General features: G+C 64.1%; 12 protein-coding genes. 7 read left to right on the top strand and 5 right to left on the bottom strand.

Going from position 1 to position 12194, the window contains the following annotated elements; translation table 11 throughout:
* The 4 genes from EN993_RS22255 to EN993_RS22270 all read left to right on the top strand — a co-directional run.
* The coding region (locus EN993_RS22255) for a hypothetical protein (protein ID WP_127264836.1) at positions 1–557 on the top strand (557 nt) is incomplete at its 5' end.
* A 31-nt stretch (positions 558–588) separates the two neighbouring features.
* Positions 589–1323 (top strand): 16S rRNA (uracil(1498)-N(3))-methyltransferase, encoded by a 735-nt coding sequence (locus tag EN993_RS22260; RefSeq protein WP_127264837.1) that lies wholly within the window; start codon positions 589–591, stop codon positions 1321–1323.
* 143 nt (positions 1324–1466) lie between these two features.
* Complete coding sequence (locus EN993_RS22265) at positions 1467–2840, top strand: glutamate--cysteine ligase (protein WP_109670020.1); 1374 nt, start codon at positions 1467–1469, stop codon at positions 2838–2840.
* Positions 2841–2940: 100 nt separating this feature from the next.
* Positions 2941–3984: a DUF937 domain-containing protein gene (locus EN993_RS22270; RefSeq protein WP_127264838.1), complete on the top strand. Its 1044-nt coding sequence runs from the start codon at positions 2941–2943 to the stop codon at positions 3982–3984.
* 178 nt (positions 3985–4162) lie between these two features.
* Here EN993_RS22270 and EN993_RS22275 read toward each other — a convergent pair whose 3' ends face one another.
* The gene (locus tag EN993_RS22275; RefSeq protein ID WP_109670192.1) at positions 4163–4453 is read right to left on the bottom strand and encodes a DUF1127 domain-containing protein; all 291 of its coding nucleotides are present in this window, start codon (positions 4451–4453) and stop codon (positions 4163–4165) included.
* A 273-nt stretch (positions 4454–4726) separates the two neighbouring features.
* Between EN993_RS22275 and EN993_RS22280 the strand changes: the two genes are divergently transcribed.
* The 3 genes from EN993_RS22280 (at position 4727) to EN993_RS22290 (ending at position 8455) form a co-directional block, all read left to right on the top strand.
* The gene (locus EN993_RS22280) at positions 4727–5683 is read left to right on the top strand and encodes a LysR substrate-binding domain-containing protein (protein ID WP_109670024.1); all 957 of its coding nucleotides are present in this window, start codon (positions 4727–4729) and stop codon (positions 5681–5683) included.
* An 83-nt stretch (positions 5684–5766) separates the two neighbouring features.
* Positions 5767–7332, top strand: a complete 1566-nt coding sequence (xseA, locus tag EN993_RS22285; RefSeq protein ID WP_127264839.1) for an exodeoxyribonuclease VII large subunit — start codon at positions 5767–5769, stop codon at positions 7330–7332.
* A gap of 4 nt (positions 7333–7336) precedes the next feature.
* A complete protein-coding gene (locus tag EN993_RS22290) occupies positions 7337–8455 on the top strand; it encodes a P1 family peptidase (protein ID WP_127264840.1) in 1119 nt (372 codons plus the stop codon).
* A gap of 69 nt (positions 8456–8524) precedes the next feature.
* Here EN993_RS22290 and EN993_RS22295 read toward each other — a convergent pair whose 3' ends face one another.
* The 4 genes from EN993_RS22295 to EN993_RS22310 all read right to left on the bottom strand — a co-directional run.
* Positions 8525–8845, bottom strand: a complete 321-nt coding sequence (locus tag EN993_RS22295) for a hypothetical protein (protein ID WP_245468932.1) — start codon at positions 8843–8845, stop codon at positions 8525–8527.
* A 405-nt stretch (positions 8846–9250) separates the two neighbouring features.
* Positions 9251–10249: a N(2)-acetyl-L-2,4-diaminobutanoate deacetylase DoeB gene (doeB, locus tag EN993_RS22300; protein ID WP_127264841.1), complete on the bottom strand. Its 999-nt coding sequence runs from the start codon at positions 10247–10249 to the stop codon at positions 9251–9253.
* Positions 10250–10254: 5 nt separating this feature from the next.
* On the bottom strand, positions 10255–11433 hold the full coding sequence (gene doeA / locus EN993_RS22305; RefSeq protein ID WP_109670194.1) for an ectoine hydrolase DoeA: 1179 nt from the start codon (positions 11431–11433) through the stop codon (positions 10255–10257).
* Between the two features lie 38 nt (positions 11434–11471).
* Positions 11472–12194: ornithine cyclodeaminase family protein (locus EN993_RS22310; protein ID WP_127264842.1), on the bottom strand; the 723-nt coding region annotated here is incomplete at its 5' end.

Genomic DNA, 12194 nt, shown 5'->3' on the forward strand with positions numbered 1-12194 from the left:
ATCCCGAGACGAAGACGCTGCTGAAAAAGCGCTGGGCGCTTCAGGCCTGGATCATCTGCGTTTGCCAATTCCGCGACGTGCGGCGCGAACCGCTGGGCAGCAACCGAAAGGGCGGTAAAGCGGGCTGGACCGAGCTGTTCTTCCTCGACGAGGTGACGGCATTGGCGGCCGGGCATCGCCCCTGCTTCTTTTGCCAGCGCGAACGGGCCAAGGTTTTCGTTGGCCGCTTCGGCGAAGCCTTCGGCATTGCCGAGCCGCGCGCGCCGATGGTCGACAAGCGGCTGCACAAGGAGCGGCTGGCTTCGGGCGCCAAGCCGCCGATGGTGGCATTTGAAGAGCTTGCCGGCCTGCCGGACGGCGCCATCGTTGCGGATGGCGGCACCGTTTATGCCTTGCGCATGGGCAAGACACTGCGCTGGTCCTTTGCGGGATACGGGCAGCCGAACGATTTCGGCCAGCTCAAAGGCAAGACGCTGTCGCTGCTGACGCCGGCCACGACGCTCGCCGTGCTGCGGCATGGCTTTCGGCCGGCGTGGCATCCGACCGCCGAGGCTTGACGCCGGCGGCCGGCTCGCTCATTCCTCGGCGATGCGCGCCAATTACAAAATGCAACGTCTGTTCGTGCCCGACGATCTGCGGCCAGACATCGAGTTCGACGCCGGCCAGCAGCAGAGCCACTATCTCCTGCATGTGCTGCGACTTGCCGAAGGCGCCGAAATCCTGGTGTTCAATGGCCGCGACGGCGAATGGTCGGCGGCCCTTGTCGCGAAAACAAAAAGGGCGGTGCGGCTGAAGGTGTCGGCGCTGCAACGGCCACAGCCGCCGCTGCCCGATCTCGTCTATTGCTTTGCGCCGCTGAAGCAGGGCCGGCTCGACTATCTCGTGCAGAAGGCAGTCGAGATGGGCGCCGGCGTCCTGCAGCCAGTCATCACCCAGCACACGCAAGTGGCCAAGCCGTCGATCGATCGCTTGCGCGCCAATGTCGCCGAAGCCGCCGAACAATGCGGCATACTGGCGGTGCCGGAGGTGCGCGAAGCGGAAAAATTCGACCGCCTGCTGACCGGCTGGGACAAGGAGCGACGGCTGATCTTCTGCGACGAGGACGCCTCGACCAACAATCCGCTGCCCGCGCTGCAGGCGGTGAAGGAAAAGAAGCTTGGGTTGCTGGTCGGGCCGGAGGGCGGCTTTTCCGACGACGAGCGCAAGATGCTGCGCGCCCTGCCCTTCGTCATCGCCATTCCGCTCGGCCCGCGTATCCTGCGCGCCGATACGGCGGCGGTGGCCGCGCTCGCGGTGATGCAGGCGACAGTCGGAGACTGGTAAGACCTCGCCTCTTGCAAGGAACGAGCAGCGCTGCCACGTTCAATTCCTCTTGACCTCTGGCTCAGGATTTTTCGCTTGATCGGCTGCTGACATTTCGTCCATTTACCGCCGGCGGTCGTCCGACCGCCTCTGAGGGCTCAATCATGGCGCGCGATACAACCGATTTTCGGCCGATCGAAGACTTCGACGAACTCGTCGAGCACCTCGCCGAAGGCAACAAACCGCGCGACAAGTGGCGCATCGGTACCGAGCACGAGAAATTCCCATTCTACGTCGACGGCAATGCACCGGTCCCCTATGGCGGCGAGCGCGGCATCCGCGCCATCCTCGAAGGCATGCAGTCAAAGCTCGGCTGGGATCCCATCGTCGACGACGGCCGCATCATCGGCCTGGTCGAACCGACCGGCCAAGGAGCGATTTCGCTGGAACCCGGCGGCCAGTTCGAGCTTTCCGGCGCACCGCTGGAGACGATCCATCAGACCTGCCGCGAGGGCAATGCCCATCTGGCGCAGGTGCGCGAGATCGCCGAACCGATGGGCATCCGCTTCCTTGGCCTCGGCGGCAGCCCGAAATGGTCGCTGGCCGAGACGCCGAAAATGCCGAAATCGCGCTACGAGATCATGACACGCTACATGCCCAAGGTCGGCACCAAGGGCCTCGACATGATGTATCGCACCTGCACGATCCAGGTGAATCTCGACTTCGAGAGCGAGGCCGACATGCGCCGCAAGATGCAGGTGTCGCTGAAGCTGCAGCCGCTGTCGACGGCATTGTTCGCCAATTCGCCGTTCACGGAGAGTCACCCGAACGGGTTGCAAAGCTGGCGTGGCGACATCTGGCGCGACACCGACAACCAGCGCTCGGGCCTGCTCGAATTCTGCTTCTCGCCCGATTTCGGTTTCGCCGACTATGTTGAATGGGCGCTCGACGTGCCGATGTATTTCGTCATCCGCGACGGCCACTATCACGACATGACGCACATCACCTTCCGCCAGTTCATGGCCGGGGCCGCGCGCAATGAAGTGCCGGACGGGCTGCCTACTATGGGCGACTGGGCGAACCATCTGTCGACGCTGTTCCCGGACGTGCGGCTGAAGCGCTTCCTCGAGATGCGCGGCGCCGACGGCGGGCCGTGGCGGCGCATCTGCGCGCTGCCGGCCTTCTGGGTCGGGTTGCTCTATGATGAAGCAGCACTCGATGCCGCCGAGGCGCTGACCTCGAGCTGGACGTATGAAGAAACGCTGGCGATGCGCAACGCCGTGCCGGAACAAGGCATTTCCGCGCCCTTCCGCAACACCACGCTGCGCGAAATCGCGCGAGACGTGATGGTCATTTCCCGCATGGGCCTGAAGAACCGTGGCCGCAAGAACCGCGACGGCTACGACGAGACCTCCTTCCTCAACACGCTCGACGAAGTCGTGGCCCGCGGCACAACCAGCGCCGAGGAGATGCTGTCGGCCTATCATACGCGCTGGGGTGGCTCGATCGAGCCGGTTTTCATGGAATACGCCTATTAACCCTCGGATTTGACGCAGCCGATTGATCGGCAAAAGTCGCTTCAATCGGAAGTGGAAACAAACTAGGCTTCTTCGGCGAGGATTTCCGGAGGAGACGCCGATGCCTACCTTGTTCGACATGCTGACACAGGCCCAGAACGGCAGCGGCATTCAGGCCCTTGCCCAACAATATGGGCTATCGATGCAGCAGACGCAGGCGGCAGTTGCCGCACTGCTGCCGGCCTTTTCGCAGGGGCTGCAACGCAACACTGCCGACCCCTATGGGCTCGGCGCCTTCATGACGGCGATGGCCAGCGGCCAGCACGCCAAGTATTTCGAGGACGCAACCCGAGCCTTCTCGCCACAAGGCGTCGACGAGGGCAACGGCATTCTCGGGCATTTGTTCGGCTCGAAGGATCTGTCGCGCGCGGTGGCCAGCCAGGCCGCGCAAGCGAGCGGCGTCAATCAGCAGATCCTGCAGCAGATGCTGCCGGCTATCGCCTCGATGGTCATGGGCGGGCTGTTCAAGCAGACGACAAATCAGATGCAGGCCGCCGGCGGTTTCGGCGGCGGCGGCAACAATCCGCTCGGCGAGATCATCGAGCAGATGATGCGGCAAGGCGGCGGCATGCAGGCCCCGGCGCCACAGCAACGCCAGGCGCCGCAGCCCCAGAACCCGATGGACAACCCGCTCGGCAAGGTTTTGCAGGACATGTTCGGCGGCGGGACGCCACAGCCGCAAAGTCAGCCGCAGCCGGCACCCAACCCCTATGGCGACAACCCGCTCGGCAAGGTGCTGCAGGACATGTTCGGCGGCGGCGCGCCTCAGCCACAGCCGCAAGGTCGGGCACAGCCACAGCCTCAACAGACGCAGAGCCCTTATGGCGACAATCCATTGGGAAAAATCTTCGAGGAGATGCTGCGGCAAGGCGGCGGTGGCGGCTTCGGCATCCCGGGCGGCCAGCCGGCGCCGCAACAGCCTCAAGCGCCCCCGCAGCAGCGTCAGGCCCCCCAGCCACAGGCCAATCCGAGCGGCAGGCCAAGGAATCCGTTCGACGATTTGTTCGGCAAGATGTTCGAAACCGGCGCCCAGCAGCGTGACGAGTATCAGAAGGGCGTGGAAACGATCTTCGACCAGTTCAAGCGGGATATGGACCGGCGGTAGGCAAGCAACAAGCAGCCTGTCTTCGACAGGGGGTAGAAAAAGAAAAGCCCGGTCCTGGGAGGACCGGGCAGAGTGCAGGCGGGCCGGCGGGGATCCGGCAGGGAGTGTGGGCCTGCATACTCTTCAGTCGCGTCGAACCTCGAAAAGGTTCACGGCAACCAAAACGACAAGCGACAGATCAGGCCACCTTGCGGGCAATGTCCTCGATCGTCTCGACGCGATCGCTGGCGATTTCGCGCAACATCGCCGTCGGGTCGCGGCCAAACGGCACGTCGATGGCGACATGCAGGTCGGCGCGCGTCAGGCCGATATCGGCGAGTTCGGAATCCGACATCTCGCCAAGGCGATAGAAGGCGCGGCGGTTTTTCCAGGCGCGGTAGGCGTTGGAGACGGTATTTGCCACGCGCGTCGCAACGGCCGGACGCGAGGTGATGCGCGAGGTCTCGGTGGCGAAATCAAACGTGGTCATGTCGGTCTCCTTCAGACTGCCGCATGACCCCGAACCGGAGGTTCGGAAAAGGATCATGCGCAAAATCAAAGTGCTACAGCGTCCTTTGCGCGTCCAAAGGACGCGCGGCGCTGTAGGCCGGGCGAGACCAGGCAATCGGCGCTGGCAACAGCGGCCGTTCCGGTCCCAATTCACATGACTTCATGTGGACAATGCCAATTTGCCATCGACCGATTGATTAATCCAACGAATGTTTCTAATCTTTAACATCAACACCAGTGATGGATCATATCGATGAAATCGCCGCTCGATCTCGATCAGTTGCAGACCTTCATCTCGATTGCCGACACCGGCAGCTTCACCCGAGCAGCCGAAGAGGTGCACCGGACCCAGTCGGCGGTGTCGATGCAGATGCGCCGGCTGGAGGAGCGGCTCGGCAAGCCGCTGTTCGAAAAGGACGGGCGCACCAACAGACTGACCGAGGAAGGCGACAAGCTGCTCTCCTACGCGCGGCGGCTGCTTTACCTCAACCGCGAAACGCTGGCCGCTTTCGACGACCGGCGGCTCGAAGGCACGATCCGCATCGGCACGCCCGACGACTATGCCGACCGTTTCCTGCCCGAGATCATGGCGCGGTTCACGCGCTCCAATCCGCGCGTCGAGTTGACTGTCATCTGCGAGCCGACGCCGGGGCTGGTCGAACATATCAAGCGCGGCAATCTCGACCTGGCGCTGGTGACGCACAACGACGTACGCGGCCAGTCGGAAGTGGTGCGGCGTGAACCGCTGCTGTGGGTCACCTCGGCCAACCATGCGACGCATGAGCAGGTAACGCTGCCGATGGCCTTCGGCCGGCCGAACTGCATCTGGCGGCGCGCCGCGGTCGATGTGCTTGACCAGCAGAACCGCGATTATCGCATCCTGTTCACCAGCTTCTCGGCCACCGTCATCACCGCCGCGGTGCTTTCGGGCCTGGCGATTTCGGTGCTGCCGGAATGCGCGCTCAGGCCCGGCATGCGGGTGCTGGGTGAAGCCGACGGCTTTGGCGCCCTGCCCGATTGCCGCATCGGCATCATGCGCGGCCAGACGTCGCGGCCGGAGATCGTCGATGCGCTTGCGCGTCATATTTCGGAAAGCCTGGACAATATTTCCGTGCCGATCAGCGAAGACACCGGGACATTCGATTTCGCAGCCCTCGCCTTCACCAAGCTGCGGCGAACCAAGCCGAACCAGATCCTGCCCGGCTGGTAGGCAGGGTCCGGCATGCGGATTATGAACGGCTGGCCTGACGCGGCCACCTTGACGCGGGGGCCCAACCGTCCCCCAATCGGCCGATGAGCGACGCAGCATCCGAATCACGCACCAACGCCGCCGAATACACGGTGAGCGAGATTTCCGGCGCGCTGAAGCGCACGGTCGAGGATGTCTTCGGCAATGTGCGGGTGCGCGGCGAAATATCAGGCTATCGCGGGCCGCATTCCTCAGGTCATGCCTATTTCGCGCTGAAGGACGACCGCGCGCGGCTCGACGCCGTGGTGTGGAAAGGCACGATGAGCCGGCTGAAGTTCCGCCCCGAGGAGGGGATGGAAGTCATCGCCACCGGTAAGCTCACCACCTATCCCGGCAAGTCCAACTACCAGATCGTTATCGACAATCTGGAGCCCGCCGGCGCCGGCGCGCTGATGGCGCTGCTGGAAGAGCGCAAGCGGCGGCTGCAGGCCGAGGGCCTGTTCGACACCGGCCGCAAGCGGTTGCTGCCGTTCATGCCGCGCGTCATCGGCGTCGTCACCTCGCCGACAGGGTCCGTCATCCGCGACATCATCCACCGTATCAAGGACCGGTTTCCGCTGCATATCCTGGTCTGGCCGGTGCGTGTGCAAGGCGAGACGTCAGGCGCGGAAGTGGCCGCGGCGGTCAACGGCTTCAACGCGCTGGCATGGGATGGCGCTATCCAGCGCCCCGATCTGCTGATCGTGGCGCGCGGCGGCGGCAGCCTCGAAGACCTCTGGGGCTTCAACGATGAGGCCCTCGCCCGCGCCGTCGCCGCCTCCGGCATTCCTGTGATCTCGGCTGTCGGCCATGAGACGGACTGGACGCTGATCGACCTCGTTGCGGATGTGCGGGCGCCGACGCCGACGGGTGCGGCCGAAATCGCCGTGCCGGTGAAGGCCGACCTCGAAGCGACGCTTGCTAGCCTCGGGGCGCGGCTCAAGGCGGCGGTCCTGCGCAATTTCGAACGCAAACGGCAGGCTGCTCGTGCCGCCGCCCGCGCTCTGCCCTCGCCCGATCAATTGCTGGCGCTGCCGCGCCGACGCCTCGATGAGGCGACATCCAGGCTCGGCCGGGCGCTGTCCGTCAGCGTCGACCGCAAGCGGGCGCGGTTGCAAGGCCAAAGGCTGACGCCGGCCACGCTGTCGCGGCGCATCAATGAAGCGCGCACGCTGACCGGCCGCGACCTCGCCCGCGCACAAGCAGCGTTTTTTGCCATCGTGCGCGAACGCCGCGCGCGATTTTCCCGCACCGCGACGCGGCTGTCGCCGGCACCGATCATACGGCGCCAGAAACTGCTGGGGGACACGCTGGCGGCGCTGGCGCGGCGGCAGGATCGGGTGATCTCTGTGCGGCTCGAGCGCCTGCGCGGGCAATTGAGCCAGGCCGACCGACTGCTTGCCACGCTGTCGCACAAGGCGGTGCTGGCACGCGGCTTTGCCCTGGTGAAGGACGCCGACGGGGTGGTGATCAAGCAGGTGGCCGATGTGGCGTCGGGAATGGCGCTTTCGCTCGAGTTCGCCGATGGCACCGCCGATGCGGTGGCAACCAGCGGTGCGGCGAGGCCAAAGCCGGTTGCCAAGCCGGCAGCCAAGGCCAAAGAGCCAGGCAATCAGGGATCCCTGTTCTGACACCATGACCGACAATCCGAACCATCTGGCAACGCCCTCAGGCAAACCGCGCGCGCGAAGTTTTGGCATCGGCTTCGACGGCACGCCCGGGCCGTTCAATGCGATCACCGATGTGCCTGGTGTAGCGGTCGGCTATGAGACGCTGATTTCGGGCGATGGCGCGCTCGTCGTCGGCGAGGGGCCGGTGCGCACCGGCGTGACCGCGATCCTGCCCAGGCGGCGCACCGATCTTGCGACGCCGGTCTTCGCCGGCATCTTCAGCCAGAACGGCAATGGCGAACTGACCGGCTCGCACATCGTCGAGGAAACCGGCGCTTTCAACTTCCCGATCACCATCACCAACACGCATTCCTGCGGTGTCTCCCGCGACAGCACGCTGCGCTGGATGCAAAGCGTACTGCCGGCGGCGCTCGACAGCGGCTGGGGGCTGCCGGTGGCGGCGGAGACCTATGACGGCTTCCTCAACGACATCAACGGCCACCATTTGACGTCAGAGCATGTTGCCCAGGCACTGGACGGTGCTGTGGGCGGACCGATCGAGGAAGGCAGCGTCGGCGGTGGCACCGGCATGATCACCTTCGGCTTCAAGGCCGGGTCCGGCACAGCATCGCGCATCGTTGAATGGCACGGCCGCACTTATACGGTCGGTGCCTTCGTGCAGTCGAATTTCGGCAAGCGGCACAATTTTGCCGTTCGCGGTATGCGCGCCGGGCCGGAACTCGTCGAACCGGCGGTCCGCGAAGGCACGCCGCGCACTGAAAAGGGTTCGATCATCGCAGTCGTCGCCACCGATGCGCCGTTCCTGCCGCATCAGATGAAGCGGCTGGCCCGCCGGGTGCCGCTTGGCGTCGCCATGACCGGCGGCTTCGCTTACCACAGTTCAGGCGACATTTTTATCGCCTTCTCGACCGCCAATGCGAGCGCGGCGCTTTCGCCATCCGGCCGCATCGCCAGCGCCGATTTTATTCCGGACACCGACATCGACCCGTTTTTCGATGCGGTGATCCAGACCGTGGAGGAAGCGATCCTCAACGCATTGGTCGCCAATGACGACATGACCGGGCGCGACGGAAACTTCGTGCCGGCGCTGCCGAAGGCGTGGTTGAAAGAAAAATTTGGCTGAGAGCCATCGCTGAAACGAAAACGCGGGCCAAGCAGCCCGCGTGTTTCGGATGGAGTCGCTTTTATGCGGTCATTCCGCGGCTTTGCTGGATGCCTGCTGCTGCTCGTCGGCCTCGGCCGCTTCCTCGAGCCGGGAGGCAATGAGTTCCTTGATATCGCCGACTTCTTCCTGGATATCTTCCAGCGGGATGCCGACTTCCGCCGCCTCGGCAGCGCATTCCTTGGCCAAAGTCTCGGCCTGCTTGTCGATCCGGGCCTGGGATGACTGGCAATGGACCTTTTCGCCGATCCATCCCCGCAAGAACTCGATCGCGTGCTCACTCATACTGCTGTTCCCTGGCGGCAAAGCCGGTTGGTAATCAGAAACGTCGACATCCCAGAAAGGATGCATGTCCCCATTCGAGCCGAGTCGCGGTCAGCCGGCAAGCCGATGCCGTCCAAGGTCCACAGAGCCATAGGAAATCGAGGGTTCAAGAGCATTTTCTGATTCTGGGGGGTCGGTACCGTTAGCTGGGCCACGCCCAGCTTTGCGCCACTGTTTCTACTTGCTTTTTTCCGGTTTCCGAGCCGATTTTCGTCACAATAGATGGCGCAACACACAACACATTTACAGTTGCTTCGCGGCGCAAACCCTCAGGCGCGCGGGTCGAAGCCGCCGGTATATAGTGTCATCCTCATGCAATGTCGACTCCGCTCGCCATCCTGCTTCTTTCCGCCGCGCCGGAGGGCTCCGCGAAGGATAAAGAGCAGGTGATGATGGAGCTGACCGGTGCGGAGCAGGCCTCGGCGGAACCGCTCAGACGTGCACCGCCACTACCGCCGCGCAGTCCCCGGCCTTGACCAGGCCGGGGAAATGCCGCGCCGCCAGCATGCCCGCCATTTTTGCCCGGATTTCCTGGGGTGCGACGCCGGTGCGGCCGGTGGAATGAATGCGAGCCAGCACCGCGCCTTTTTCGACGGGCTCACCGAGATCGATCATGGTTTCGATCATGCCGTCATCCTCGGCGAAGGAAAAACAATCGCCGGATGGCATGTCGAGCCACTGGGTTCGAGTCTTCTCGACCACACCATCAACAATGCCGGCATGACGCAGCACATTGAGAATACCACGCCGCGCGATCCGCACGGTTTGCGCTCGCGACGTGCCGCCGCCGCCAAGCTCGGTGCTGACGAAGACCTTGCCCATCTCCTCGGCAGCCGTGTCGTACATGCCGACGGCGTCGATCTCGATCATGCGCATCGAGAATGGGGCGGAAAACGCCGCGACCGCGTCGAAGGCTTTCTGCTCCAACGCCTTGTCGGGCAGCGTGTGCGCGGCGCAGAACGGCACGAAGTCCAGCGTCTTGCCGCCGGAATGGAAGTCGAACACGATGTCCGCGCGGGGAAGTAGCTCACGCTGGAAATAGTCGGCGATCTTTTCGGTCACCGTTCCGTCCGGCCGGCCGGGGAAGCTGCGGTTCATATTGCCCTTGTCGATCGGCGAGGTGCGTGTGCCGGCGCGAAAGGCCGGATAGTTCATCGCCGGCACGATGATGACCGTTCCGCTGACTTGCTTGGGATCGAGCGTGCGGGCGAGATCGTAAAGCGCCAGCGGCCCCTCATACTCGTCGCCATGGTTGCCGCCGGAAAGCAGAGCCACCGGCCCCTTGCCGTTGCGGATGACGCAGATCGGTATCATCACCGAGCCCCAGGCCGAGTCATCTCGGCTGTAGGGCAGACGCAGGAAACCGTGCTGGACACCGTCGCGGTCGAAATCGACGGTCGGCGCGATCGGTGATGGGCGGAGGCTAGACATCGGCTTCAATCCTTCACCACCAGCTTGCGCGGCACATTGGCCAGGCACTCTACACCGGTTTCGGTGATCAGGATGGATTCGGTGATCTCCAGCCCCATCGTCTCCAGCCAGAGACCAGTCATGAAATGGAAGGTCATGCCGGGCTTGAGTTCGGTGCGGTCGCCGGGGCGCAGGCTCATCGTGCGTTCGCCCCAGTCCGGCGGATAGGACAGGCCGATCGAGTAGCCAGTGCGGTTATCCTTGACGATCCCATACTTCTTCAGCACGGCGAAGAAGGCATTGGCGATGTCCTCGCAGGCGTTGCCGGGTTTCGCTGCGGCCAAGCCGGCTTCCATGCCTTCCAGCGTCGCCTTCTCGGCATCGAGGAATTCCTGCGTCGGCTTGCCGAGGAACACGGTGCGCGACAGCGGGCAGTGATACCTGTTGTAGCAGCCGGCGATCTCGAAGAAGGTGCCCTCGCCCCGCTGCATCGGCCTGTCGTCCCAGGTCAGATGCGGCGCCGAGGCATCGGCACCCGACGGCAGCAGCGGCACGATCGCCGGATAGTCGCCGCCAATGCCATCGACACCGCGCGTGCCGGCATCATAGATTTCGGCAACGAGATCGCATTTGCGCATACCGACCTCGATCTTGTCGACAATGCGCTGGTGCATCGCCTCGACGATGCGGGCGGCCTTGCGCATATAGTCGATCTCGGTCGGGCTCTTGACCGCGCGCTGCCAGTTGACCAGCGCCGTCGCGTCGACAAAGCGGGCATTGGGCAGATGCTTCTGCAGCGACGCAAAGGCGGCAGCCGAGAACCAGTAATTGTCCATTTCGACACCGATCGTGAGCTTGCCCCAGCCGCGATCCGCAAGCACGCCGGCCAAAAAATCCATCGGATGGCGCTCGGTCGACTGCACATAGTGGTCGGCATAGCCGACGATGTTGTCGTGCGCGAGATAGGCAGTGCGCTTGGCGCCGTTGGCATCCTGGCCACGGCCGTACCAGACCGGTTCGCCAGATGGCGGCACGATGACGGCTTGGTGCACATAGAACGACCAGCCATCGTAGCCGGTCAGCCAGGCCATGTTGGAGGGATCGCTGATAACAAGCAGATCGACGCCCTTCACCTCCATGGCTTTGCGCGTCTTGGCGAGGCGATCCGCATATTCGCCGCGCGAGAACTTCAGGTTCGGTTGCATTGTTCTTGGTCCTCGTTTGTTGGGCCTCGCGGCCAGCATCAGCTTTCGAAAGTGGTCCCGGAATTGGCCGCCCGCGCGCGGTCTCGAGCGAGCGTGGCAATCGCCGTGTCCTGCACGCCGGTGCCGGTGAGATCGGCGATGGTGATATCGCTGGCCGAGCGGCGGCCATGTTTTTCGCCGGCGATGATCTGGCCGAGTTCGGTCACCTCTGCATCTCCAGCCATCACACCCGCCGCGATGGCATGATGCAGCTCGCCCAGCCGCCGCGTCTGGCGGGCGCTGTCGGCGACATAGAGGTCGGCCATGCGCAGGATGGCCGGTGCGATCTCGTTCTTGTGCTCGGCGTCGGAGCCCATCGCGGTGATGTGCTGGCCGGCGGAAACGAACCCCGCCTTGATCAGCGGCTCGGTGGAGGGCGTGGTGGTGACGATGATGTCGGCGCCGGCAACCGCGTTTGCGGCATCGGATTCGGCGCGCACGGCGATGCCGAGCTTTTCGCGCAAGGCAGCCGCGGTCATCTCTGCCTTGACGGCATCGCGCGCCCAGATGCGCGCTTCGGCGATCGGCCGCACCAGCATGAGTGCTTCGAGCTGCAGCCCCGCCTGCACGCCGGCGCCGAAGATCGCGGCGACAGACGAGTCCTGCCGCGACAGATGTCTGGCCGCGACTGCGCCGGCCGCTGCCGTACGGACATCGGTGAGATAGCCATTGTCGAGCAGCAACGCTTCGACCAGGCCCGTTTTCGACGACAACAGTACCAT

Origin of the sequence: Mesorhizobium sp. M7D.F.Ca.US.004.01.2.1 (assembly GCF_003997785.1) — a bacterium.
In the GTDB taxonomy this organism is placed as follows: domain Bacteria; phylum Pseudomonadota; class Alphaproteobacteria; order Rhizobiales; family Rhizobiaceae; genus Mesorhizobium; species Mesorhizobium loti.

Excerpts from the sequence above, each read along its gene's own strand:
- EN993_RS22275 (WP_109670192.1), bottom strand. The coding sequence starts at position 4,453 with ATGACCACGTTTGATTTCGCCACCGAGACCTCGCGCATCACCTCGCGT.
- EN993_RS22295 (WP_245468932.1), bottom strand. The coding sequence starts at position 8,845 with ATGCATCCTTTCTGGGATGTCGACGTTTCTGATTACCAACCGGCTTTG.
- EN993_RS22270 (WP_127264838.1), top strand. The coding sequence starts at position 2,941 with ATGCCTACCTTGTTCGACATGCTGACACAGGCCCAGAACGGCAGCGGC.
- EN993_RS22280 (WP_109670024.1), top strand. The coding sequence starts at position 4,727 with ATGAAATCGCCGCTCGATCTCGATCAGTTGCAGACCTTCATCTCGATT.
- doeB (WP_127264841.1), bottom strand. The coding sequence starts at position 10,249 with ATGTCTAGCCTCCGCCCATCACCGATCGCGCCGACCGTCGATTTCGAC.
- doeA (WP_109670194.1), bottom strand. The coding sequence starts at position 11,433 with ATGCAACCGAACCTGAAGTTCTCGCGCGGCGAATATGCGGATCGCCTC.
- xseA (WP_127264839.1), top strand. The coding sequence starts at position 5,767 with ATGAGCGACGCAGCATCCGAATCACGCACCAACGCCGCCGAATACACG.
- EN993_RS22265 (WP_109670020.1), top strand. The coding sequence starts at position 1,467 with ATGGCGCGCGATACAACCGATTTTCGGCCGATCGAAGACTTCGACGAA.
- EN993_RS22290 (WP_127264840.1), top strand. The coding sequence starts at position 7,337 with ATGACCGACAATCCGAACCATCTGGCAACGCCCTCAGGCAAACCGCGC.
- EN993_RS22260 (WP_127264837.1), top strand. The coding sequence starts at position 589 with ATGCGCGCCAATTACAAAATGCAACGTCTGTTCGTGCCCGACGATCTG.